General features: G+C 71.9%; 21 protein-coding genes. 4 read left to right on the forward strand and 17 right to left on the reverse strand.

Annotated elements, in window-relative coordinates; translation table 11 throughout:
* Positions 1-187: 187 nt before the first annotated feature.
* Positions 188-430: a DUF6158 family protein gene (locus tag NON19_RS30170; protein ID WP_255932344.1), complete on the reverse strand. Its 243-nt coding sequence runs from the start codon at positions 428-430 to the stop codon at positions 188-190.
* 236 nt (positions 431-666) lie between these two features.
* Positions 667-1,179, reverse strand: a complete 513-nt coding sequence (locus tag NON19_RS30175; protein WP_255932345.1) for a F0F1 ATP synthase subunit B family protein — start codon at positions 1,177-1,179, stop codon at positions 667-669.
* 175 nt (positions 1,180-1,354) lie between these two features.
* Here NON19_RS30175 and NON19_RS30180 point away from each other — a divergent pair, with 175 nt between their 5' ends.
* Complete coding sequence (locus NON19_RS30180) at positions 1,355-1,729, forward strand: DUF2795 domain-containing protein (protein ID WP_255932346.1); 375 nt, start codon at positions 1,355-1,357, stop codon at positions 1,727-1,729.
* 58 nt (positions 1,730-1,787) lie between these two features.
* On the opposite strand, the gene NON19_RS30185 is transcribed toward NON19_RS30180, so the two are convergent.
* From NON19_RS30185 to NON19_RS30220, 8 genes are all read right to left on the reverse strand, one after another.
* Entirely contained in the window at positions 1,788-2,204 is a 417-nt protein-coding gene (locus NON19_RS30185) for an SseB family protein (protein ID WP_255932347.1), read from the reverse strand.
* Between the two features lie 122 nt (positions 2,205-2,326).
* Complete coding sequence (locus tag NON19_RS30190) at positions 2,327-3,262, reverse strand: NADP-dependent oxidoreductase (RefSeq protein ID WP_255932348.1); 936 nt, start codon at positions 3,260-3,262, stop codon at positions 2,327-2,329.
* A 63-nt stretch (positions 3,263-3,325) separates the two neighbouring features.
* Entirely contained in the window at positions 3,326-4,120 is a 795-nt protein-coding gene (locus NON19_RS30195) for an SGNH/GDSL hydrolase family protein (RefSeq protein WP_255932349.1), read from the reverse strand.
* Between the two features lie 235 nt (positions 4,121-4,355).
* Positions 4,356-7,685: a lectin gene (locus tag NON19_RS30200; protein ID WP_255932350.1), complete on the reverse strand. Its 3,330-nt coding sequence runs from the start codon at positions 7,683-7,685 to the stop codon at positions 4,356-4,358.
* 280 nt (positions 7,686-7,965) lie between these two features.
* A complete protein-coding gene (locus NON19_RS30205) occupies positions 7,966-8,706 on the reverse strand; it encodes a class I SAM-dependent DNA methyltransferase (protein ID WP_255932351.1) in 741 nt (246 codons plus the stop codon).
* Positions 8,707-8,895: 189 nt separating this feature from the next.
* Positions 8,896-10,365, reverse strand: a complete 1,470-nt coding sequence (locus NON19_RS30210; protein WP_255932352.1) for a glycoside hydrolase family 47 protein — start codon at positions 10,363-10,365, stop codon at positions 8,896-8,898.
* Positions 10,366-10,466: 101 nt separating this feature from the next.
* Positions 10,467-11,210: a 4'-phosphopantetheinyl transferase family protein gene (locus NON19_RS30215; RefSeq protein WP_255932353.1), complete on the reverse strand. Its 744-nt coding sequence runs from the start codon at positions 11,208-11,210 to the stop codon at positions 10,467-10,469.
* 164 nt (positions 11,211-11,374) lie between these two features.
* Entirely contained in the window at positions 11,375-12,736 is a 1,362-nt protein-coding gene (locus NON19_RS30220) for a glycosyltransferase 87 family protein (RefSeq protein ID WP_255932354.1), read from the reverse strand.
* 122 nt (positions 12,737-12,858) lie between these two features.
* On the opposite strand from NON19_RS30220, the gene NON19_RS30225 reads away from it, so the two are divergent.
* Positions 12,859-13,992 (forward strand): molybdopterin-dependent oxidoreductase, encoded by a 1,134-nt coding sequence (locus tag NON19_RS30225; RefSeq protein WP_255932355.1) that lies wholly within the window; start codon positions 12,859-12,861, stop codon positions 13,990-13,992.
* Positions 13,993-14,375: 383 nt separating this feature from the next.
* On the opposite strand, the gene NON19_RS33850 is transcribed toward NON19_RS30225, so the two are convergent.
* From NON19_RS33850 to NON19_RS30250, 5 genes are read right to left on the reverse strand one after another with little or no spacing between them, the layout of a single operon-like run.
* Complete coding sequence (locus NON19_RS33850; protein ID WP_372514347.1) at positions 14,376-14,999, reverse strand: nuclear transport factor 2 family protein; 624 nt, start codon at positions 14,997-14,999, stop codon at positions 14,376-14,378.
* A gap of 21 nt (positions 15,000-15,020) precedes the next feature.
* The gene (locus tag NON19_RS30235; protein ID WP_255932357.1) at positions 15,021-15,722 is read right to left on the reverse strand and encodes a helix-turn-helix transcriptional regulator; all 702 of its coding nucleotides are present in this window, start codon (positions 15,720-15,722) and stop codon (positions 15,021-15,023) included.
* Between the two features lie 26 nt (positions 15,723-15,748).
* Positions 15,749-16,414: a methyltransferase domain-containing protein gene (locus NON19_RS30240; RefSeq protein ID WP_255932358.1), complete on the reverse strand. Its 666-nt coding sequence runs from the start codon at positions 16,412-16,414 to the stop codon at positions 15,749-15,751.
* A complete protein-coding gene (locus NON19_RS30245) occupies positions 16,411-17,067 on the reverse strand; it encodes a TIGR04282 family arsenosugar biosynthesis glycosyltransferase (RefSeq protein ID WP_255932359.1) in 657 nt (218 codons plus the stop codon). Before NON19_RS30245 ends, NON19_RS30240 begins: the two co-directional genes overlap by 4 nt.
* Entirely contained in the window at positions 17,064-17,786 is a 723-nt protein-coding gene (locus NON19_RS30250) for a glycosyltransferase family 2 protein (protein WP_255932360.1), read from the reverse strand. The genes NON19_RS30245 and NON19_RS30250 overlap by 4 nt, the downstream gene beginning before the upstream one ends.
* A gap of 117 nt (positions 17,787-17,903) precedes the next feature.
* On the opposite strand from NON19_RS30250, the gene NON19_RS30255 reads away from it, so the two are divergent.
* Positions 17,904-18,674 (forward strand): response regulator transcription factor, encoded by a 771-nt coding sequence (locus NON19_RS30255; protein WP_255932361.1) that lies wholly within the window; start codon positions 17,904-17,906, stop codon positions 18,672-18,674.
* The gene (locus NON19_RS30260) at positions 18,667-19,788 is read left to right on the forward strand and encodes a sensor histidine kinase (RefSeq protein ID WP_255932363.1); all 1,122 of its coding nucleotides are present in this window, start codon (positions 18,667-18,669) and stop codon (positions 19,786-19,788) included. The genes NON19_RS30255 and NON19_RS30260 overlap by 8 nt, the downstream gene beginning before the upstream one ends.
* 47 nt (positions 19,789-19,835) lie before the next feature.
* On the opposite strand, the gene NON19_RS30265 is transcribed toward NON19_RS30260, so the two are convergent.
* Both NON19_RS30265 and NON19_RS30270 read right to left on the reverse strand, forming a co-directional pair.
* Positions 19,836-20,888, reverse strand: coding sequence for an NAD-dependent epimerase/dehydratase family protein (locus tag NON19_RS30265; RefSeq protein ID WP_255932364.1), 1,053 nt, complete (start codon positions 20,886-20,888; stop codon positions 19,836-19,838).
* A 106-nt stretch (positions 20,889-20,994) separates the two neighbouring features.
* On the reverse strand, positions 20,995-22,986 hold the full coding sequence (locus tag NON19_RS30270) for a prolyl oligopeptidase family serine peptidase (protein WP_372514349.1): 1,992 nt from the start codon (positions 22,984-22,986) through the stop codon (positions 20,995-20,997).
* Positions 22,987-22,988: the final 2 nt, after the last annotated feature.

Consider the following 22,988-nt stretch of genomic DNA (forward strand, 5'->3'; position numbering starts at 1 on the left):
GTGGTGATCCGTACCCGCAGCGCGGCCGGGTCGTCGCCGAACCAGGGTCCCGGGACGGCTCCCGGCAGCCGCTCGGCCAGCGCGTGGGTCGCGGGCAGCCCCGGGTCGGGGCGGGCGAGGGGGGAGCCAGCCGACGTTCGCAGCATCCGTACCTCCGTGCTGCGGGCGTCGCGGCCACGGACCCGGCTCAGACGCTGGCCGCGCGGGCCCGGGCGCCTGCCCTGGTGCGGCCGGACGCCGGGCGGCGCTGCGGATGGCGCCGCAGGTACTCGCCCTCCAGCGCGGCCATCCGCGAGCTGTGCGTGCGCAGCGCGTCCGACGATCCGTACAGCAGCGTCTCGTGCCGGGTGCGGTGGATGGCCTCCAGTTCCTTGATCAGCAGGCGGTCGTCCAGCCGCTCGGGTGCCACACCGTTGTTGTACTCGGCCATGGGCGCGTCCTTCCCGGATCGGTCCGTACCGGTCCCGCCACGGCGGTCCGCCCACGCGAAGCGCTTTCCCCGCCGGAGACCGCGGCCAGCCCTGACGCGGCCAGTATCGCAACCGCTACCGGCCCCCGCACGCCCGCTCGCCTGTCCGGCGGACCCCGTCTTCCGGGACCGCGCCGCGGGCTGAACAGGCCGGGCGGAGTCCGCCCGCGGTTCGGTAGCGCCTCAAGGGGCGCGGGCTAGTCGGTGACGGGCGTGTCGCGCGGTCCCAGCTCCGCGAAGAACCGTTCCACCACCGCGCTGGCCCGGGCCGTCTCGTCAAGGGGTTCGCCGACGATGCGTCCGGCGAGCTGGACGGCGAGGGTGCCCACGTCATGGCGCAGTTCGGCTTCCGCCAGGGCCCGGTCGGCGGCGATCTTGGCCAGCCCGGTCGCCACGACCTCCTCCCGCTGCCGTACGCCCTCCTGCCGGATCCGGGTCAGCAAAGCGGTGCCCTCCTCGATCTGGCGCTGCCGCTCGCGGGCCGCCGCACGCCGCGCCTCGGCGATGATCTCGCGCCCTTCGGCGGCTGTGCGTTCGGCCTCGGCGGCCTGTTCCGCCGCCTTCTCCAGGCCGCCGTTGATCAGTTCCTCGCGCTCGGCGATCACCTTGGCGATCCGCGGCAGCAGCACCAGGGCGAACAACCCGAAGACGATGAAGAAGAGGACGAGTCCGAGGACGAGGTCAGGCGTATCGATCTTCAACGGTCCCATGGCGCAAGGGTATTGGTGCCTCGAACACCCGTACCCGGCGGGGTGGCGGCCGACAGGCCACGTGACGTCAGCACATGACCCGGCCGTGACCGGGCGCGCTCGACGGCGCTCGACCGCGCATACGGCGCGCGGCGGAGGTAAGACGGATAGACAGGACGAACACGGGAGGAACGCCATGCAGCGAGGCAGTGACCGGCTCAGTGTCTACCGTGACGACGAGATGAAGCACGAGTTGCAGGGGCTGATCCGCTCCGGGCACGCGACGCGGGTGGCGGAGTGGTTCGACCCGGAGCCCTTGGCCGAGGACGACCCGGCGGTGGCCGCGCATCCCGTACCGACCGGTATGCGCGGTGAGGACGCGCTGCGCTTCGAGCTGGCGCGCCACCTGGGGCGCAAGGTCTTCCCGGCCAAGCGCAGCGCACTGGTCCGTGAACTGGGCACCCAGCACGCCCCGGACGCCCTGGCGGACCGGGTGCGGGCACTGCCCGCCGACACCACCTTCCACAACGTGCAGGAGGTGGTGGACACGCTCCGCCGCCGCTCCTCCTGACGGCCGGGCGCCACCCTCGCCAAGAGCGAAGTGGCGCCCGTACCAGATCGGTTGGCGGTCAGCCGCCACCGGTCAAGGTGGCCAGCGCGCGTACGCCCCGGCCCTGGACGGTGAGGGTGTCGGGCGATCCCGCGTCGATGGACAGCGCGAGGTCGTCGGCGGGCCAGCCCTGGCCCAGCAGCGCCAGTTGCACCATGCGGTAGCTGTGGATCTGCGGCAGGGCGACGGCGAGCCGTTCCTCCGAGGTGAAGACCGGTACCAGGCGCACCCCGTCGCTCTGCTCGAACACCGGCAACTGGATGCCGCCCGGTTCACCGTCGGGGGACTCGACGTTCTCCGGAACCGGCACCAGCACCTCACTGGCGGCCAGGGTGCCCAGCGCCACCGCGTCGTTGCTGTCGGTGGCCAGCTGGTGCAGTGCCCGCTGTGCGGCGTCCCGCGCTTCCGGCGAGTTCGGTTGGTTCGGCTCGGTCATCGGACCACTCCTTGCATACGCTGCCGGACGCCCGGTGCGCCCGGCGTCGAACCTGCCGCGTACCCGAGGAGCCGCCGGGCATGCGCCGTCCACGGCAAAGAAATCCGTGCGGGTGGCCGCTTTCAGGACACCACCAGCACGATCTTGCCGCGGGTGCGCCCCGCCGCGCTGGCCGCCCAGGCCTCTGCGGCCTCGGCGAGCGGCAGTTCCCGGTCGATGTGCACGGTCAGCCGTCCCCGGTCGGCGAGTTCGGCGAGCACTCCGAGGTCGGCGGCGTCCGGCCGCACCCATACCAGGTGGCCGCCAGCCCTGGTCACGCCCTCGGCGTCCACGATGGAGGCGATCCGGCTCCCGTCGCCGTCCACCACGACCTGCTTGGAGACGGCGACGGCTTCCCCGCCCACGTAGTCCAGGGCCGCGTCGACCCCGTCGGGCGCCAGCGCCCGCACCCGGTCGGCGAGCCCCTCCCCGTAGACGACCGGCTCGGCGCCCAGGGAGCGCAGGAAGTCGTGGTTGCGCTCGCTGGCGGTGCCGATCGCCCGGGCCCCGGCGGCCACCGCGATCTGGGTGGCGAGGCTGCCCACCCCGCCCGCCGCCGCGTGCACCAGCACCGTCCGTCCCGCGCCGGGGCTGCCGACCGCGCGCAGCGACTGGTAGGCGGTGAGCCCGGCCAGCGGCAGTCCGGCCGCCTGCTGCCAGCCGAGCGAGGCGGGCTTGCGGGCCAGGGTGCGCACCGGTACCGCGGCCAGTTCCGCGTACGTACCGTGCTGCACGTAGTCCAGGCGCGCGTAGCCGAACACCTCGTCCCCGGGCGCGAACTCGGTGACGCCCGGGCCGATCCGCTCCACCACGCCCGCCAGGTCCCACCCCGGGACGAACGGGAAGTACACGTACAGCATCGGGTCGAGGTAGCCCTGGCCGATCTTCCAGTCCACCGGGTTGACCCCGGCTGCCCTGACCCGGACGAGCACGCTGTCGGGGCCGACCTTCGGTTCCGGTACCTCGGTGAGTTCCAGGTTCTCCGGGCCTCCGTAGGCCCGCATCACGATTGCCTTCATGATCGCGAAAACGAGCGGTGGCGGGGGGAGCATTCCCCCCGCCACCCGTTCGGCCGAGGGGGGTTACAGCGCGGCCTCGAAGGCGGGCAGGTAGCCACCCGACTGGCCGTCCGCCGTCGGGTGGTACGAGTCGGAGATCGGCCAGGTCACGGCGTGCAGCCATGCGGAGTCGTCGCACAGTTCGTGCCCGGCGAAGTAGCCGCGCACGTCGGCGAAGGTGAAGCCGCCGTACTTCGCGACCTCGGTGGAGATGACGCTGTCCAGCAGGTCGGCGGCCCTGTCGAGGGCGGTGCGCTTGGTGTTGTCCAGCCCGACGCACCCGTCGGACTGGGACAGGTCGTAGAACTCGGGGTATCCGAGGACGACCACATGGGCGTTGGGGGCGTCGTTGCGGATGTCCGAGTACAACGTGTCCAGGATGCCGGGGAGTTGGCTGCGTGCCTTGCTCTCCGCGGACGAGATCGCGTTGGTGCAGGTGCTGTCCCCGCCCAGCACACAGCTCTCCATGACGCTGGAGAAGCCGACGTCGTTGCCTCCGTCGGTGAGGCTGACCAGGCTGGTAGCGGAGTTGAGGGCGGACAGCTGGCTGCTCTCGATGTCGGCGGCGGTGGCGCCGGTGCACGCCTTGAAGCTGAACGAACTCGGCGAGTTGGCCTGCTGGTACAGGTACGGATAGGCGTTGGTGCTCTGGTCGCAGCTGTTGAGGTAGTTGTCGGTGGAGCCGACTCCGGAGGAGTACGAGTCCCCGAGGGCAACGAAGTTGCCCCCGCTGGCGGTTGCGGAGGTGGCGCCGCCGAGGGTCATGGCGGCGGCCGCGGCGAGGCTTACGGCGGCAGCGAGCAGGGATGGTCTGCGCACGGGGTTCCTCCACGGGGTGATGCGGAAGAGTGGGGGTGGTACTCGCGGGTGGGCGCGAGCCCTACCCAGCAGTAAGGCGCAGCGGGGGCGGGCGGTACAGAGGCGTGCGCCATGATTCAACCGATATCGCCAATTTTTCACTTGTCGTGCACACGACCATCACGTGCCCATCGGTGCCAACTGCCGCCGCCGGACGCGTGGTTGGGCGTCCGGCAGCGGCCTGGGCGGTACGGGCTCAGTTCCCGTAGCCGATGGCGAAGATGTGCGCCGAACCGCTGTCCGTCACCGGCAGCGTGATCGAGGCCACCCGCTTGTCCGGGTCGATCGGCACCTTGGTGGCGAAGACATAGGTCTTCACGGTCTCCCTGTTCCCGTCACCGGTGTTCCGGTAGGGCGTGGCCACCACCGTGGTGTCGCCCGGAATCGGGCTGCTGGCACCGGCGTTGAGGGTCCAGTCGGAGAAACCGACCGTGGCCTTGGACGTACTGCCGTCGGTGTAGGTGACGGTCAACTGGCCCTTGGCGCCGTCCTTCGGCGCGTTGGTCGCCGCACCCAGCAGCCCCAACGACCCGGCGCCGGAGGGCGAGGCGGTGGGGATGGTCTGGCCCGCCATGGTGATGTTGTCCAAGGTGCCAGGCGCCACCTGCGGCCAGATGTACGAGACGCCATCCACCCCGACATCCGAGCCATCCCGAACTCCCGCCTCGTCCAAGGCGTTCTCGGAGTAGGCCGATCCGTCACCGTCGAACCCGCCGGTGTAGGTGGAACCGTCCGGATACACGCCCTCGTCCGTGAAGTACGGCCAGATCTCGTCCTGGTGTGCCACCACCGCCCGGAGCGCGGCCTCACCCAGCGAGCCACCGGAGGCACTGGACAGGGCGAATGTCACCGGATACACGCCCTCCTTGTCCTGCGCCGTCACCCGCACCTGCTGCTGCGCCTTGCCGTCCGGTGGGACGGTCACCGAGCCGTGCGCCGGGGTGACGGTCACCCCGGGCGGTGCGGTGGCCGACCACGCCACGGTGATCGGGGCCGCGCCGATGTTCGCCAGGTCCAGGGTGCCGGTACCGCTCTCGCCGGGCGGCACCACCAGACCGGCGCCCGAGGGGCCGGTCGCCGCCAGCACCCGGTGCTCCCCTGTCGGGTCGGACGGTGGTGCGGCGGCGGGCGAGGACGCCCAGCTCGTGTTGGGCGTGGTGCCCAGGGTGTAGTCCAGCACCGCGCCCTGGCGCAGCATGCCGAAGCGCAGCCAGGCCTTCTGCCAGTCCTGTCCGTTCACCCGCAACGCCTGCACATACGGCGCGTCAGGCGCTGCCTGCGGGGCGTTGATCCGTACCGCGTTTCCGTTGCCCAGCCGCACTACGGCGCGTGGAAAGACCGGGCTGCCCAGCGCGAGGACATCCGTACCGGCCGTCTCTGGATAGAAACCCAGCTCGGTCCAGACGTACCAGGAGGCCATCTCCCCCAGATCGTCATTGCCGAACGAACCAACCGGAGCGTTGAACCAGAGCTTCTGCTCCGCCTGCCGCAGCACCTGCTGCGTCTTCCACGGCTGGCCTACGTAGTCGTACTCGTAGGGGATCTCGATGCTCGGCTCGTTGCTCAGATCGGCGTTGGCGCCCGAGGGGGTGGTGAGGTTGCTGAACAGGCTGTCCAGATACGCGCTGTACTCGGCGTTGCCCCCACGGGCGGCGATCAGTGCCCGGAGGTTGAACGGCACCATGGGCGTGTACTGCGCCGAGGTGCCCTCGACGAAGCCGTTGGACGTCGCGGGGGTGAAACCGGCGGCGAACTCCCCGTCCGCCTTCTTCGCCTGCAGATATCCGCTGCGCGGGTTGAACACGTTCTGCCAGTCCTGGGCGCGGGTCGCGAACCTGGTGTAGAGGTCCTGACGGCCCAGCGACCTCGCCAGCCAGGCGAGCGCGTAGTCCGCGATGTCGTACTCCTGCTGGGTGGAGACCGGACCGTAGAAGTTGCAGCAGCCCCAGTCCTTGCCGTCGATCGGCAGATATCCCCTGGCGTCCCGAACCGCCTCACCAGGCCGGACGTTGTTGGGCTGGGTGGCCTCGTGCACCAGCGCGTCCAGGGCGTGCCGGGCGTTGAAGTCGCGCGCCCCGAAGGCGTACGCGCCCGCGATGATGCCCGCCGCCGGATCACCGACCATCACATACGTCTCGCCGTTGTTCTGCGCCCACTTCGGCAACAGGCCCGTCTGGTCGTAGCCGTTGAGCATCGAGGTGACCACATCGCTTTCGACCCTGGGGGCGACCATGGCCATCAACTGCGCCTGCGAACGGTAGACGTCCCAGCCGGAGTAGTTGGCGTACTGGGAGAGTTGACCCCTGACCACCTGGTGCACCTGGTTGTCCATGCCCATGTACTCGCCGTTGACATCGGAGAACACATTGGGGTGCAGCAGCGCGTGGTACAGCGCGGTGTAGAACTTCACCTGGTCGTCATGGCTGCCGCCGCCGATCCGCACCCGGCTCAACAGCCGGTTCCACTCACGGTGGTTGGCCTGCCGCATCCCGTCGAAGCCCCAGCCGTGGGCCTCGGTCACCCGGTTCAGGCGCGCGTTGTCGTCGCTGGTGTACGAGATGCCCACCGCCGCCGTCACGGTCTGGTCGTCGCTCGTGTCGAACGTCAGGTACATCCCGTTGGCCCCGGTCACCGGCGGGCCGACCGCCCTGCGCTTACGGGGCACCGAGGGACCGTGCATCGACGGTGAGGGCCTGCCGCGCAGGGTGAAGTCCGGCCCCTTCGCGGGGCTCGTCGCGTGGTGCGGGCCGAAGCCCTGCCGCGGACGGCCCTGCTCCAGCGAGGTGGCGTTCTCGTTGACGGTGTCGCCGACCCAGGTACCGGTGCTGGTGAACGGGTGGTCGAACCGAATGTCGAAGTGCAGGGTGTAGGTGTTGTTGGCGCCGCAGAAGTGGCCGCTTTGCACCGCGCCGACGACCTCGTGGTCGCCCACCACCTCCGCACGGGTGCCGTCCACCTGGGTGGCGCCGCCGCTGAGCTTCAGCAGCAGATGCGAGTCGGCGGAGCCGGGGAAGGTGAACCGGCCGAGGCCCGCCCGGGTGGCGGTGGTCAGCTCCGTCCTGATGCCTGAGGCGTCGGTGACCCCGTAGTAGCCGGTACCGGTCTGCTCGTCGTCATGGCGGAAGGTGGCGGAGGTGTCGCTGAGGTTCCCGGACAGTTCGCCGGTGACCGGCAGGATCGGCACGTCACCGGCGCCCGGACAGCCCGGGCCCGACAGATGGGTCAGGCTGAAACCGGAGATCTTGTTGTCGTTGTACTCGTAACCGCCGCCGTCCGGGCGGTGCGGGGTGGTGTCCGGACCCCACTGGAGCATGCCGAACGGCGCGTCAGGACCGGGGAAGGTGTCCACGCTGCCCGAGGTGCCGATCAGTGGGTTCACCAGCGAGGCGGGATCCTCCACCAAGGTGGCGGCGGACGCGGGCCCGGCAGCCAGTGTCTGGAGCGGCAGCGCCGCCATGGCCCACACGGCCACGGCGGCGATACGTCTGCGGAATCCGGGCGCGCTCACGCGCGGCGGTCTTGCCATCACGTGCCTCCACGGGGGCGGTTGGAACTTCACGGATGGACGAGGATCGGGCGGTGCGGATCGGGCGGTGCGCCCGAACGAGTGACAACGTTGCCAACGTGTACGGGGGAAAAGTCAAACGGTCCGCTGATGCGGTGTCAACACTGCGGGAGGCCGGGGGCTGAGCCTTTCGGGTGAGGGCGTAACCGCGCTGGCGTTCGGGACTACGCCCTCTGGGTGCGCTCGCGCTGGCGTTCGGGGGTACGTCCTTCCGTCACCGCGTTCCCCCGAGAGGGCTGCCTCAGGCTGGCTTGCGCCACACCGAGATGTGCTTCGCGGAGTCCTGGCTGAACGGCGCACCGTCCCAGTCCGCGACACGCCGTTCCAGTTCGAGCCCCGCGATGCGCGCCATCAGGTCGAGCTCCGCTGGCCACGCGTACCGGTGCCGGGAGGCGCTGCGGCGGTAGTGGCCGTCTTCGCCGTCGCGGGTGAAATGGTGCGAGACGAGAGTCTGCTCCACCAGATCGAAGGTGTCGAAGCCGAGATGCCGCTCGGAGACGTCGAACGGCACCGCGACCTGCCCAGGTGGCAGGAACCGCAGGGGCGGCACGCCCAGCTCGATGACGAACCGTCCGCCAGGCGTCAGGTGGCGTGCGGCGTTGCGGAAGCACTCGACCTGCTCGTCCTGTGTGAGGAGATTCGTGATCGTGTTGTAGACGAGGTAGACCAGGGTGAACTCACCGGGCACGACAGTCGTGGCCATGTCTCCGATGGCGACCGGGAGCATGTCCTCGTCGATCTTGCGCCGCAGGACCGCCGCCATGTGCTCGGACAGCTCGATGCCCACAACGGGCACGCCGCGCTCCCGGAGCGGGACGCCCACTCGTCCGGTCCCGATGGCGAACTCCAGCGCCCGGCCGCCTCCGGCGAGTTCGGTGAGGAGGGCGAGAGTCGGCCCGAGGACAGCCGCCGAGGACATCTGGCTCTCCTCGGCGTCGTAGCGTTCGGCGGTCGCACGGGACCACAGCTCACTGCTCGTCACGGGCGGCCACTTTGCCGTGCGCGGCGAGGAACTGTCCACGCGTTTACGACCTGCCCCGCGCTGCGCAGCGGTGGCCGCGACTCGGCTGCGGTTCGGTCGCGCCCTGAAGGGGCGCGGGGAACCGCGCGACCAGCCACCACGCTGCCGCAGACGATCGACGGCAGGTCACCGCACTGCCCAGCGGAGCGCTCAGGTGCGGCGCAGGCCCCGGAGGACCTTTCCCTCCGTGGACAGGTAGCCGTTGCGGTAGTCGAACCGGCGGGTCCCGGAGAACATCAGGTACAGGTACTTGTAGTTCTCCGCGAACCAGTAGGCGGGCAGCAGATCGCCCCGGCCCATGGGCCTGGTGGTCACATCGGTGGCGATCGTGTATCCGCCCGGTACCCGGAGGTTGTCGCGCATGGCGGTGAAGTACTGGTATGCGGTCCGCTTGTAGAAGGCGTCGTGCGTCAACCGCCACAGGTCGAACGCGGAGTTGGCGTACTCGGGGCGAAGTTGGTTGCCCTTGTCGGTGGCCTCCAGCGTGCGGTAGTCGAGCCCCTCGGGCAGCACGGGGTACCGGTCGAGGGCGGCCGTCCACGAGCGGTAGTACGCCGCGCCGTCCCGTAGGTCGCCGCCCTTGCCCAGCAGGCCCGCGTAGAAGGAGGCGAGTTCCGACTGGCTGGTGCCGATCGGTGCGCCGGTGGTCGGGTCGACCTGGCGGAACCACAGGTGACCGGTGCTGGTGTCGGACTGGTGGCGCAGGATGGCGCGGGTCAGGGTGCGGTACCAGTCGCGCAGTCGGGCGTCGCCGAGCAGCGCGTAACCGCCCCACAGGTACTCGTAGAACGAGTCCACCGGCGGGTTGGGGGCGGTGGAGTCGGGATCGGTCCAGCGGCCGGTCTCCGCGTCGATCGAGGTGCCGAGCAGGTCGAGCGAGCTGCGCTTGGCGATGACCGCCTGGTACGCCCGCAGGGACGCGTCGAAGTACCGGCGGTCACCGGTGAGCTTGGACAGCAGGCCGAACTCCATGATGTTCGTGCCCACTTCGGCGAGCGGGACGTCGGATCCGCTGACCGCGCCGGTGCGCAGGTTCACATGGGTGTACGGGATACCGGTCGGCGACGTGGTGAAGGCGGGCAGCAGGTGGTCGGTGAACTCCCGGCAGACGGCCAGCAGTTTGCGCCGCCCGGTGGCGAGGTAGCCCGCGAGCAGGCCGCCGACGAGGCGGATGACGGCCTCGAAGACGTGTACGTCGGCGTCCTGGACCGGATCGAAGTGCCGCTCGATCCAGTCGCAGCAGCGGGCGAGTTCGCGGTCCTCGCCCATCAGGAACAGTGTGTCGAGTGCCTCGACCATCGACAGGCCGAAGGTCTTACCGGCGGCGAAGAAGTCGTTGTGGGTGCCGCTGACCGGGCGCACTTCGTCGTGCCCCCAGGCCTTCGCGGTGTAACCGTGCCAGCCGTGCAGGAACTCCGCGTGCACCTGCTGGGTGACCTGGGCGTCGCTGGGGAGTCCGGCCGGGGCGCTGGTCATGGGTCTGGGCCTCCCGGCGGCGAAGGCGGGCAGGGGGCTGAGCGCGGCACCGCCGAGTGCGGTGGCGGCGGCCGCGCCCAGCAGGATGCGGCGCGACGGGCGCCACACGGCGGGCTGTTGGGGTGCGCGGAAGAGGGGTCGCATGGCCCACGGACACTACTCGTGGGGCAGCGCACACCCAAGGGTGCGCACGCGACCGGCGCGGTGGCGTGAACTGTTTGCGGACACTTTTCCTGTTGGGGCAACTACCCCTTGACACAAGGCGGTTGGCTGCCCACCAGCGCGGTGGCGATGGCCGCGCCGTATCCGTCGCCCACCGGAACGTCGGCCAGTGCCCAGCCGGTGACGGCCGCGGGCTCGGATCCTGTGCCCACGTACGTGTGCTCGGGTCCGCCCGCCAGCCCCTCTCCGGTGCCCTTGAGGTAGGCCTCCTTGCGGGTCCAGCAGCGGGAGAACGCGATGATGCGGTCGGCCGGGGCCAGTGCGGCCAGTTCGTCCCGCTCGCGCGGATGGAGGGTGCGTGCCACGTCGTCGGCGACCGAGAGCGCGGGGATCTCCTCCACGTCGGCGCCGACCGGGGTGGCGGCGACGGCGATCAGGACCAGGTCACCGCTGTGCGAGAGCGAGAAGTGCGGTGCGCCACCGCTGACCGCGGGACGGCCGTGCGGGCCGCCGCACAGCGGACACCGCTCGCGTGCCAGGACGACCCCGCCCGGCTTGGTACCGGTGTACGCGCCCAGCAGCAGCCGCAGCCCGACGTGTGCGACCGCGTAGCGTTCGCGGTCGCGCGCCCGGACGAACGCCTGGTGACGCTGGCGCTCGGCCGCGTCGAGCACCTCCAGTCCGTCCAGTTCGGCCGCGTGGCGGGACACCCGCAGCAGCCACACATGCGCCGGGTCCCATGGGCCGGGCAGCGCTAGCCCACCGGCCAACGTCCCGGAACCGAGTTCACGCGGCACGATCCGCGCAGGCGGCGTCGGTACGGTCATCTCTCCAGCCCTCGAACGTCCCAGCAACACGTCCTCCCGATCTTGCCATCGCCCCACCAACTCCCCCATATCCACGTGCTCCACCGTGCCGTCCCGGCGCGAGGGCCGCGCACGGCGGGCGGAGATGGCCGGTGAGCGGCGTGATGTGGTGGCGTAGGCGTCGGCTACTCGGCGACCGATGTCCGGCGCCGCAGCAGTGCCCCAGTGGCCACGGTGAGCGCCGCCAGGCCGAAGGGCCAGGCCTGCACGGGGATGCCGCGCAGTCCTTGCGCCTGCTCGATGTAGAGGACCATGCCCGCGGCGGGAACGGCGAGCCACTCCCAGCGGCCGTCCAGGCAGACCAGGGCGACCACCAGCAGGGCGTACCAGTAGTAGCTGGGCGAGGTGACGACCAGCGCCGTGCCGGTCACCAACAGCGCGCCCCGCCAGGGCTGTTGGGGGTCGCCGCGCCACAGCACGTACAGCGCGGCGAGCACGATCAGGGCGACGGCCACCGGCCCGGCCCAGGCATCCGGCAGCACCAGCCGCAGCAGCGCGAACCGGCCGACGCTGCCCGCGTCGTACCCCTCCTCGTGCAGATAGCCGGGGAGGTAGCCGATCACCCCGGCGCCGGAGACGAGGACGTACGGCAGATACGCGAGGGCGATCACCAGCACCGCGGGCACCAGCAGCGGGACGGCCTCGGCGAGCCGGTCCCGCCAGCGGCGGCCCGGGGCCAGCACCCCCGACAACGTACCGGGCAGCGCGAGCGCGGGCAGAAGTTTGACCGCGATCGCGGCGCCGAGCAGTGCGCCTCGGCGCACCCGAGGCCGGACCGCGAAGGCGAGCACCATGAACAGGACGCCGAGCGTGTCGACATGGGCGTCGTTGACCGCCCCGAAGGCCACCGCCGGACACCACGCCCACAGTGCCGCCCGTCGGGGATCACCGCGCCGCCGCAGCACCAGCAGCAGCGCCCCGGTCGTCGCGACGGCCAGGAGCGCGCCCGCGACCTGGAACGGCTTGTGGCGGCTGCCCGCCGGGGAGACCGCGTGGACGCCCAGGTACCAGGCCTCGGCGACCGGCGGGTAAATGGTGTGCACGGTCGGCCGGTTGATGTGGGTGCACACGTCTCCCGGGGCCACGTGCAGGTTCCAGCCCCGGCACTCGGTGCCGGTCGGGAACAGCCAGGGGTCGCGCAGCCGGGCCAACTCCGGTGCGGCGGGCGGATAGGCGTACGGCGAGGTCCCGGCCGCCTGCACCCGGCCGTCCCACGCGTACCGGTACATATCGTCACTGGTACGCGGTGGCGCGGACAGCGCCGCGGCGGCCAGCGCCACCCCGCCGATCAGCACCAGCACCACCGCCGCGCGCCGCGGAACCTTCCATACCGCCCACACCGCCGCCGCGAACAGCGCCCAGTCCACGCCGTACCAGGCCAGCAGGTGACCGGGCGCGCCGAGGTCGCCGCCGACACGCAGGGTGGCGACGGTGACCGCGGTCAGGGCGGCGAGCAGGACGGCGGTGATGACGGTGCGTACTCCCACAGGTGCCACGGTGGCAGCCGAGACGGCCCAAGGCGATCTTCCCGCTCACTGCGTCCGCATTCCGTAAGGAGTCACGGCCCCCACGCACGGCCTTTCGGCTGTGAGATGGAGCCATGAGAGCGATGGGGTTCCGTCCGCCGCTGCCCGTCTTCAGGGGGCGGCTGCACGACGCGCGGACGGCGACGGTGATCGGCCGGGCGCTGGGCGCCGCCATGTTGGTGTGCTTCGTCACCGGAGTTGTCAGTCACTACCTTCAGCAGCCGCCGAGTTGGGCGGTCGGTGTGCTGCCGACCCGCCCGGTGTGGGGATACCGGCTCAGCCAGGGGCTGCATGTGGCGAGCGGTATCGCCGCGGTTCCGCTGCTGCTGGCGAAGTTGTGGACGGTGTATCCACGGCTGTTCGGCTGGCCGCCGGTGCGGTCGGTGGCGCACGCGCTGGAGCGGCTGTCGATCGCGGTGCTGGTGGCGAGCGCGCTGCTGGAGCTGTTCACGGGGCTGTTGGACACCGAGCAGTGGTATCCGTGGCCGTTCCCGTTCCGGCAGGTGCACTTCGCGCTGGCCTGGGTGGCGGTCGGCTCTTTGCTGCTGCACATCGCGGTCAAGGCGCCGGTGATCGCGGCGAGTTGGTGGCGACCGCGTTCCGGCCCGGAGCCGGTGGACGTCGACGGACCCGACCGGCGGTCGTTCGTCGCGGCGGTGGGCGCCGCCGTGGGTGCGGTGACGCTGACGACAGTGGGGCAGTCGCTCGGTCCGCTGGGCGGCCTGGATCTGCTCGCGCCGCGCCAGCCGGACCATGGCCCGCAGGGCCTGCCGGTCAACCGCACGGCCGCCGCGGCGGGCATCACCGCCGACCTGGTGTCCGACTGGCGGCTGCGCGTGGTGGGGCCACGCCCCTATGAGCTCACGCTCTCCGAATTGCGTTCGCTGCCCCAGCGGTCCGCCGTTTTGCCGATCGCCTGCGTCGAGGGCTGGAGTAAGAACGGGCAGTGGACCGGGGTTCGGATACGGGACCTGCTCGACCGCGCGGGCGCTCCGCCGAACGCCCGGGTCCGGGTGGTGTCACTGGAACGCGGCGGAAACTACGGGGTGTCGGAGCTGGGCGCCTCCTACGCCCGCGATCCGCTGACGCTGCTCGCGCTGTCCCTGGGCGGTCAGCCGCTGTCGTACGACCATGGCTTCCCGGCTCGGATCATCGCCCCGAACCGCCCGGGTGTGCTCCAGACCAAGTGGGTCACGCGGCTGGAGGTGATGTCGTGAAGTCCCGTCTGGTGATCGGCGCGTTGGGGCTCGCGGCCATGGGCATCGGGCTGTCGATCCTGCTCACCGATCCCTATGTGCGCGACCCGTTGGACGTGGTGTGGTGGCTGGCGGGCGCCGTGCTGCTGCACGACGGTGTGCTGGTGCCGGTGGTGCTGGTGGCCGGGGCCGCGCTGCGGGTCCCGCGCTGGATGCGCGGTCCGCTGCGCGGTGGCCTGATCGCGGCGGGGTGCGTGGCGGCGGTGGCGCTGCCCGCGGTGCTGAGGCCCGGCCCGGTGGCCAACCCCTCCGTGCTGCCGCTGGACTACGGGCGCGGCCTGCTCATCGCCACGGGCGCGGTGGCCGCCGCCACGGCGGTGGCGGCGGTCCGGTCCGGGGTGCGGTCACGGCGCGAAGCGGCGGGCTCCGGTGACGGACCAGACCTCGGCGATACGGTCGCCGTCCAGGACCAGGATGTCGATGCCGCTCTTGGTGGTGACGGCGCCCGTGGTGTCGGGTACGTCAACCGTCCAGCGGGCGACCACGGTTGCGCTGCCGAGGTCCACCACGGGCACACCATCCACGGCGTACCGCAGCCCGGGGGCGGGGTACCGGTCACGGAACTCGCCGATGAAGGAGGCGATGGCGGCGGGCCCGCGGAAGGCGTCGGCGGCTTCGGTGCCGACACCGGCGAAGTGGATGCGGAAATCGGGGGTAAGGATCTGCGGGGTGAGCGCTAGGTCGCCGTTCCAGATCGCCGTCCACTGCTCGACCAGGTGGATGCCGTGATCGCGGGTGAGGTCGGTCGCCTGGAGGTGCGTGGTCATGCGGATTGCGCCTTTCGCGTAGGGCTCGTTGAGCTGAACAGAAAGAAGTCTCTCCCGCCTCGGCGACACCGTCCTGTCGGTGTTTACGGAACGGTCGGCCAAGCGGGTCGGACGAAGTCCGCTGCGGTTCGACAGCGCCCGAAGGGGCGCGGGGAACCGCGCGACCAGCCACAACAACGCCGCAGACGATCGACGGCACATCGCCGCACTCCAGCGGAGCGCTCAGCCGGTGACCTCGCTCAACCTGGTCTTCTCCCGGCCCAGGGTGTCCAGTTCCGCGAGGTCGACCAGGCGCGGCGGAGCGGTCTCGTCCAGTTGCTGCGCGTCCTGGACGCGGTCCAGCCGGAAGCCCCGCACCGCGTCCCGCAGTCGGCACCACCCGACCAGGTACCACCGCTCGCCGCCGAGGAACCCCAGCGGCTCGACCAGCCGCTCGGTCGTCGCGCCCCGCGCGTCAGCGTAGACCAGCCGCAGCACCCGCCGGGCGGACAGCGCCTGCCGTAGCACCCGAGGGACGTCGGGCGGCGGTGCCGAGGGCACCAGCAGCCGCACCCGGTCGGCGAACTCCCCGGCCGCCATCCGCTCCCGCTGCGGCATCACGGCGAGTACCTTGCGCAGCGCGTCGCGGGCGTCGTCCTCGAAGGGCGTGCCAGCGAGCGTGTGCAGGCCGACGGCGAGCGCCGTGGCCTGCGCGGGGGTGATGTTCAGCGGTGGAAGGGTGCGTTCCCGGTCCAGGACGTAGCCTCCCGAGCGGCCCTGTTCGGCGTAGAGCGGAACGCCGGACTGCTGAAGGGCGTTGAGGTCGCGCTCGATGGTCCGGGTGCTGACCTCGAAGCGCTCAGCCAGCCAACGGGCACTTCGGGGGCGGGGAGACGCGGCACGCAACTCCTCCACGAGGGCGTACAGCCGATCCGTGCGGTTCACGGCGACGACCCTAGCGGGGGTCCCCGCTATGCGGACCGGCGCAGGTCCACGAAAGGGCGGCCGTCGGCCTCCCAGTGCTCCGCGGGGGTCCAGCCGGTGTCGGCCGCGGCTGCGAGCAGGGCGCGGGTGCCCAGCCGGGCCCACGGGAAGTCGCTGCCGTGCCGACCGCGGGCGTCCTCCACCCGTACCGTCAGCCGCTCGTCCACGTCGTAGGGCGCCGCCTCCACCAGCAACCGGCCGCCGGGGGCGAGGAGTTCGCGGATGCGCCGCAGCAGCGCGTGCGGGTCGCCGCCGATGCCGATGTTGCCGTCCGCCAGCAGCGCGGTGCCCCAACCGCCCTCCGCGGGCAGCCGGTCGAAGACCGAGCGGTGCAGTACCGCACCGCCCGCGCCGCGGGTTCGGGCCACCGCGGCCGGGCTGACATCCACGCCCAGCGCGCAGTGCCCGTACGCCGTGAGCGCCGCCACCAGGCGACCGGGGCCGCAGCCGATGTCGAGCACGGGGCCCTGACATCGGCGCAGCAGCGCGGCGTCGGCGGCGTCCGGCGCGGCGCACCAGCGCTCCACGTCCAGCGGTAGCAGCCAGCCGTCGGAGCGGCGCAGGAACAGCGGACCGCGCCCGGTGCGCAGGGCACGCGCGTACGGGTCGTCCACCCATGGTCGTTGACGTGATGTCAGTTCGGTGATGCTCATGAGACGGCCAACCCCCTGAGCACGGCGGCGAATCGGGAGCCGGGCGCCTCGGCGGCGACAGCGGCGGCGTCCGCGGCGGTGTCCACGTCGCGCAGCGGCGGCAGGTCGCCGACCGACAGCCCGGCGTCCACCAGCCGCTGCCGCTGCACGGCGCCGGTGTGACTGGTGGACATCGGTACCCCGCGCACCAGCGCGGGGTTGGGCCGGGCGAGCCCCAGCGTCCAGAACCCGCCGTCCGCCGCGGGCCCGAACCAGGCGTCGCACCCGCGCCAGGAGTCCGGACCCAGTACCGGAGCCAACAGTTCCGGGCTGAGCTGCGGGGTGTCCATACCGACCAGCAGCGCGGGCCCTTCCGCGCAGGCCCCGAAGGCCGCGGCCAGCCGCTCGTCCAGGCCGCCCGCCACCTGCGGCAGGACCTCGAACTCCGGCGGCAGCCACGGGCCGGGCGCGCCGTCCAGTACGAGCACCCGCCGTCGGGCGGGCGCCCGGCGCACCGCGTCCAGGGTGTCCACCAGCGCCGCCTCGGCCAGCGCGGCCGCCTGTCGCGGGCTGAACGGCGGGGTGAGCCGGGTCTTCACCCGGCCGGGCACCGGTTCCTTGGCGATCACCAGCAAGGTCACCGGCCCGGTGGGCGCGAGCCGTTGCGCACTCATCGCGTCACCTCCGCCGGGCGGCGCAGCACCGCCCGCATGTCACGCACCGCGTGCCAGGTGCCCCGCCAGGTGCCGGTGACCTTGGAGCGACCCGTGCGCGGAGCGTACGGAACGTCCAGTTCCAGCACCCGCCAGCCCTGGTCGGCGGCTCGCACCAGCATCTCCAGCGGATAGCCGGAGCGGCGGTCGGACAGTTCCAGGGCCAGCAGCCGCTCCCGGCGTGCGGCGCGCATGGGGCCGAGGTCGCGCAGCCGAAGTCCGGTGCGGCGGCGGATCAGCCTGGCCAGTTCACGGTTGGCGACGCGCGCGTGCACCGGCCAGGCGCGGCGCACGGTCGGCCTGCGGCGGCCCATCACGAGGTCGGCGCTGCCATCCAGCACCGGCTGCGCGACGGACGGCAGCAGCGCGGGGTCGAGCGAGGCGTCGCAGTCGCAGAAGCACACCACATCGGCGGTGGCGGCCCGCAGCCCGGCGTGGCAGGCGGAGCCGAAGCCGCGTACCGGCTCGCGCACCACATGCGCTCCGAGCGAGGCGGCCAGCTCCGCCGATCCGTCGGTCGAACCGTTGTCGACCACGATCGCCCGCCAGCCGGGCGGTATCCGCTCCAGCACCCAGGGCAGCGCCTCCGCCTCGTTCAGGCAGGGCAGGACAACGTCGATCAGTGGGGTGTCAGATGAACTGCCGTCGTCCGGCGGCGAGGTGTTCTCGGTCACCCTCATCACCCTACGAAGACAAAAGCCACATTCCGGATTCCGGATCCTTACGAAACACGGACATCGGCTCCGGCGGACGGCCTCGCCCCGGCGTGCCGAAGGTCCCGGTGCGAGACTCGGACCGTGACCACCGCAGCAGCAGCGAACACCGCCCGCCGGATCCTCGTCGTGGACGACGATCCGACCGTCGCCGAGGTCGTCGCCGGTTACCTGGACCGCGCCGGGTTCGCGGTGGAACGGGCGGCCGACGGCCACACCGCCGTGGCCCGGGCCGCCGCCACCCAGCCTGACCTGGTCGTGCTCGACCTGATGCTGCCCGGCATCGACGGCCTGGAGGTCTGCCGCCGAATCCGCGAGCAGGGGCCGGTGCCGGTCGTGATGTTGACGGCGCGCGGCGACGAGGACGACCGGATCCTCGGCCTGGAGATCGGCGCGGACGACTACGTCACCAAACCGTTCAGCCCACGTGAGCTGGTGCTGCGGGTGGAGTCGGTACTGCGTCGCGCGGGCTCCCCCGCGGCGCCCGGCCCCTGGCTGCGCTCCGGACCGCTCGCCCTGGATCCCACGGCGCGCCGCGCCACCCGGGACGGCGCCGAACTGGCCCTCACCATCCGCGAGTTCGATCTGCTCGCCTTCTTCCTGCGGCATCCAGGACGGGTGCTGGGCCGCGAGGAACTGATGCACCGGGTGTGGGGCTGGGAGTTCGGCGACCTGTCCACGGTGACGGTGCATGTACGGCGCCTTCGCGAGAAGATCGAGGAGGACCCGGCCCGGCCCAAGCTGATCAGCACGGTGTGGGGGGTCGGGTACCGGTTCGATCCACCGGAGGGCGCGGCACCGCGGACGGGCGCCTGTGGTGACGGCGACGCGGACGGGGCGGTGGCCGGTGCATGACCTGCTGGTGATCGCCGCGTACGCCGCGGCGGGCGCCGCCGTCGCGGGCCTGCTGGGCGCGTTGGCGCTACGGCTGCTGCGCCACCGCTCGGTCGCGCTGGCGGTGGCCGTCGTCCCCACCGTCTCGGTGACCGCGATGCTGGCCGGGACCTTGTCGGTGGCATGGGCGATGTTCCTGTCCTCGCACGACCTGCGGGTCATCATCCTGGTCTGCGCGATGGCGGCCGTGGTCTCGCTCACCGTGGCGCTGCTGCTGGGGCGCCGGGTCGTCGCGGGCAGCCGGGCACTGGCCTCGGCCACCCGGGCGCTGGGCGACGGCGCCGGACTGACCCCGTTCACCGCGCCCGACAGCGCGCCGACCGCCGAACTGGCCGAGCTGGGCAGGGAGCTGGCCGCCACCAGCGCCAAACTCGCCGCCTCCCGGCAGCGTGAACGCGCGCTGGAGGCCTCGCGGCGGGAGCTGGTGGCCTGGATCTCGCACGATCTGCGCACCCCACTGGCTGGCTTGCGCGCCATGGCCGAGGCCCTTGAGGACGGCATCGCCGAAGACCCCACGCGCTACCACGCGCAGATCCGCGCCGAGGTGGAGCGGCTGAGCGCGATGGTGGGCGACCTGTTCGAACTCTCCCGCATCCAGGCGGGCGCGCTGCCCCTGTCGCCGTCCCGCATCTCGGTGTACGACCTGGTGGGCGACGCCATCGCGGGCGCGGACGCGCTGGCCCGCGAGCACGGCGTACGGCTGATCGGGCACGGTGTCGAACCGGTACCGGTGGAGGTCGACGGCCGGGAGATGACCCGCGTGCTGGCCAACCTCCTGGTCAACGCGATCCACCGCACCCCGGCCGACGGCACGGTCGCGGTGGCCGCGCACCGGGAGGCCAACTCCGTGGTGCTCTCGGTCACCGACGGTTGCGGCGGCATCCCGCCGGAGGACCTGCCGCGCGTCTTCGACACCGGCTGGCGCGGCACCGGTGCCAGAACTCCGCCTGCCGGGGCGGGACTCGGCCTCGCCATCGTCCGCGGGATCGTGGAGGCCCACCACGGCTACGCCGCCGTCCGCAACGTCCCCGGCGGCTGCCGCTTCGACGTCGTCCTGCCAGCGGCACCGAACTGACGGCGCTACGCGCCTTACTCCAGCCGCCAAGATCGCCCCCAAGGGCGCTAGCCACGCCCCGCGCGCAACGGCGCTTTCGCGAACTCCGCCATGCCGTCGTCGAATTCGACGGTCGCGGACCAGCCCAGTTCCTCATGGATCCGCCGCGAGGAGGCGGTGATGTGCCGGACGTCGCCCAGCCGGTACTCACCGGTCACCACGGGCGCCGGGCCGCCGTACTCGGTGGCGAGCGCGGTGGCCATCTCTCCCACGGTGTGCGGTGTGCCGCTGCCGACGTTGTACGGCCGCAGCATGCCGGGCCCCGCCTGGGCCACCAACGCGGCGAGGTTCGCCGCGGCGACGTCCCGTACATGGACGAAGTCCCGCCGCTGACCGCCGTCTTCGAAGACCCTCGGGCTCTCCCCCCTCTCCAGTGCGGAACGGAACAGTGCGGCCACCCCCGCGTAGGGCGTGTCCCGCGGCATCCCCGGCCCGTAGACGTTGTGGTAGCGCAGCGCCACCGCCGTGCCGTCCGTCGCCCTGGCCCATGCCGCGGCCAGATGCTCCTGCGCGAGTTTCGTCGTCGCGTAGACATTGCGCGGGTCGACCGGGGCGTCCTCGTCCACCAGGCCGGGCCGCAACGGCTCACCGCAGTGCGGGCAGCGCGGCTCGAAGCGCCTGGCGTCCAGGTCGCAGACCCTGCGTGGCCCGGGGCGCACCCCGGCGTGCCGAGCGCAGTCGTACCTCCCCTCGCCGTACACCACCATCGAGCCCGCGAGCACCAACCGCCGCACCGTGCCCCGGGCCATGGCCGCGAGCAGAACCGCCGTACCGAGGTCGTTGCAGCTCACATAGTCGGGCGCGTCGCAGAAGTCCTTGCCGAGTCCCACCATCGCGGCCTGGTGGCACACGGCGTCAACTCCCCGCAGCGCCTCCTCGACCGCGGACGGGTCACGTACATCGGCGCGTACGAAGTCGACGTCGGACGCGATGTCCGGCGGCACGCAGTGAGCGGCGGGCAGCAGCGCGTCGAGTACCCGCACTCCGTGCCCTGCCCGGGTGAGTGCGGTGGCGATGTGCGAGCCGATGAAGCCCGCGCCTCCGGTGACGAGTACCAGCATGGACCGACCGTACGGGCCGTCCGGCGCCGCTGGGTGGCGGCACGGGCGGTACGTCAGCGATTCGTAAGGTCGGCTCCCCGTGCCTCGCCACTGCCTGGGACCCGCGTCATATGGTCAGCTCCAGGGTCGGCACGGACGGCGGTATGAACCCGAAGACCTGTGCGTACAGGGAGAGTTCGGCCTCCAGGCAGCGGACGATGTTCTCCTGGCGGCGGAAGCCGTGGCCCTCGCCGTCGAAGGTGAGGTACGCGTGCGGGATGCCCCGTCCGGCGATGGCCGCCAGGAACCGCTCGCACTGCGCCGGCGGGCAGATGACGTCGTCCAGCCCCTGGAGCAGCAGGAAGGGCGCGCGGATCCGGTCAGCGTGGGTGACCGGGGAGCGATCGCGGTAGCGCTCGGGCACCTTGGCCATCGGGCCGACCAGCGTCTCCAGGTACTGGGACTCGAAGTCATGGGTCTCGCCGCCCGCCGACCAGCCGGTCAGATCCAGTACCGGGAAGCTGATCGCGCCGCAGGCGAAGGTGGAGCACGAGACAAGTGCGGCGGCGGTGGTCCACCCGCCCGCGCTGCCGCCACGGATCCCCAACCGTGCCGGGTCCGCCACGCCCTCCGCCACCAGCGCCTCCGCGACCGCCACGCAGTCCTGCACGTCGACCACGCCCCACTGCTCACGCAGCCGGTTGCGGTAGGCACGCCCATAACCAGTGGAGCCGCCGTAGTTGACCTCCGCGATGCCGATGCCCCGAGAGGTGAAGTAGGTGATCTCCAGGTCGAGCACGAGCGGTGCCCGGCTGGTCGGTCCGCCGTGCACCCAGAGCACATAGGGCGGCAGTTCGCCCTCCGGCGCGGTGAACGCGGGGTTGTGCGGCGGGTAGAGGTGAGCGTGGATCTCCCGGCCGTCCGGGCCGGTGAAGGTGCGCTCGACGGGGGCGGGCAGCTCGTCGGGATCCACGGCGTCGCTGTGGTGGGCGGCGACCGCGCGGGGGCGGCCGGTACGGATGTCGAGTTCGACGATCTCATGGCCGGTCGTGGCGGTGGCGGCGATCCCTATGACCCGCGTGCCGGTCACGGTGACCATGGCGTCCCATTCGGTCCACTTTCCCGGGACGTCGGTGAGTTCCCCCGTGGCGGGGTCCAGGATGCCGAGGCGCTGCGCTCCTCGGCCGTGGAGGGCGGCGATCAGCCCGTTGTCCAGCGGAGCGAACCAGCTCAGCCCGAGCCGCCATAGCGGACCCGCGAACTCCTCCTGCCGGGGGCAGAGGTTGACGGCCGCGCCGGTGGCCGGGTCGACCCGGTGGATGTTCCACCAGCCGGTGCGGTCGGTCGCGGCCAACAGCGTGTTGTCCCGGGCCCATTCGATTTGTGCGATGGACTCGTCGGGGCCGCCGATGAGGGTGCGGGCGCCGGAGAAACCGTCATCGGTCACATCCGCGATCAGCACCTGCGTGCCGTCCCACGGCATCCGCGGATGGTCCCAGGCGATCCAGACGGCACGCGTTCCGTCCGGTGACAGCCGCGGCGCGGTGACGAACCTGTGGCTGTCATCGGTGAGTTCACGCACCCGCGTGCGGTCCTCGGCGGCTGACCCGTCCAGCGGCACCGCGGCCACGACCCGTCGCAGGTCCGTTGGGCGCTGACCGGTGAACTCCTCCAGCACACACCACACTTCACCGCGATCGGCGTGTATCCGCAGGTCCGCCCAGCGCAGTCCGCCTCCGAGCGATGAGATCGGCGTCAGGGGACGCGGCTGGCTGCCCGGCACATCGGGCTCATAGGCGAACAGCCGCTGGTCGGCGAAGTGCGCGAAGACGACCAGCGCTCCCCGCCCCGGGCCACGGTCGGTTCCGGCCCACGGCAGGCCGCCGTACTCGATGACCCGGCTCCGGACGTTCCACGGTGGGTGCAGCACGGACTCCTCGGTGCCGTCCGGGCGTCGGCGCATCAGGGTGCGGCGCCCGCGCTCCGCGGGGCGCGGGGCGGTCCACCACAGTTCGTCTCCGACGATGCGGGCGAAGTCGGGCCGACCGTCGCGGGATGCGGCCGTCGCCGCGTCGATGGGTGACTCCCAGGTGCCGTACGGGGCGGTGTTGACGGTCATGT

Source organism: Streptantibioticus rubrisoli (assembly GCF_024436055.1).
Taxonomy (GTDB): Bacteria; Actinomycetota; Actinomycetes; order Streptomycetales; family Streptomycetaceae; genus Streptantibioticus_A; species Streptantibioticus_A rubrisoli.

Coding starts and splice junctions, on each gene's coding strand:
- NON19_RS30190 (WP_255932348.1), bottom strand. CDS start 3,262: ATGAAGGCAATCGTGATGCGGGCCTACGGAGGCCCGGAGAACCTGGAA.
- NON19_RS30200 (WP_255932350.1), bottom strand. CDS start 7,685: ATGGCAAGACCGCCGCGCGTGAGCGCGCCCGGATTCCGCAGACGTATC.
- NON19_RS33850 (WP_372514347.1), bottom strand. CDS start 14,999: ATGTGCCGTCGATCGTCTGCGGCGTTGTTGTGGCTGGTCGCGCGGTTC.
- NON19_RS30185 (WP_255932347.1), bottom strand. CDS start 2,204: ATGACCGAGCCGAACCAACCGAACTCGCCGGAAGCGCGGGACGCCGCA.
- NON19_RS30215 (WP_255932353.1), bottom strand. CDS start 11,210: ATGACCGTACCGACGCCGCCTGCGCGGATCGTGCCGCGTGAACTCGGT.
- NON19_RS30225 (WP_255932355.1), top strand. CDS start 12,859: ATGGGGTTCCGTCCGCCGCTGCCCGTCTTCAGGGGGCGGCTGCACGAC.
- NON19_RS30270 (WP_372514349.1), bottom strand. CDS start 22,986: ATGACCGTCAACACCGCCCCGTACGGCACCTGGGAGTCACCCATCGAC.
- NON19_RS30170 (WP_255932344.1), bottom strand. CDS start 430: ATGGCCGAGTACAACAACGGTGTGGCACCCGAGCGGCTGGACGACCGC.
- NON19_RS30265 (WP_255932364.1), bottom strand. CDS start 20,888: ATGCTGGTACTCGTCACCGGAGGCGCGGGCTTCATCGGCTCGCACATC.
- NON19_RS30180 (WP_255932346.1), top strand. CDS start 1,355: ATGCAGCGAGGCAGTGACCGGCTCAGTGTCTACCGTGACGACGAGATG.
- NON19_RS30240 (WP_255932358.1), bottom strand. CDS start 16,414: ATGAGCATCACCGAACTGACATCACGTCAACGACCATGGGTGGACGAC.
- NON19_RS30250 (WP_255932360.1), bottom strand. CDS start 17,786: ATGAGGGTGACCGAGAACACCTCGCCGCCGGACGACGGCAGTTCATCT.
- NON19_RS30210 (WP_255932352.1), bottom strand. CDS start 10,365: ATGCGACCCCTCTTCCGCGCACCCCAACAGCCCGCCGTGTGGCGCCCG.
- NON19_RS30175 (WP_255932345.1), bottom strand. CDS start 1,179: ATGGGACCGTTGAAGATCGATACGCCTGACCTCGTCCTCGGACTCGTC.
- NON19_RS30245 (WP_255932359.1), bottom strand. CDS start 17,067: ATGAGTGCGCAACGGCTCGCGCCCACCGGGCCGGTGACCTTGCTGGTG.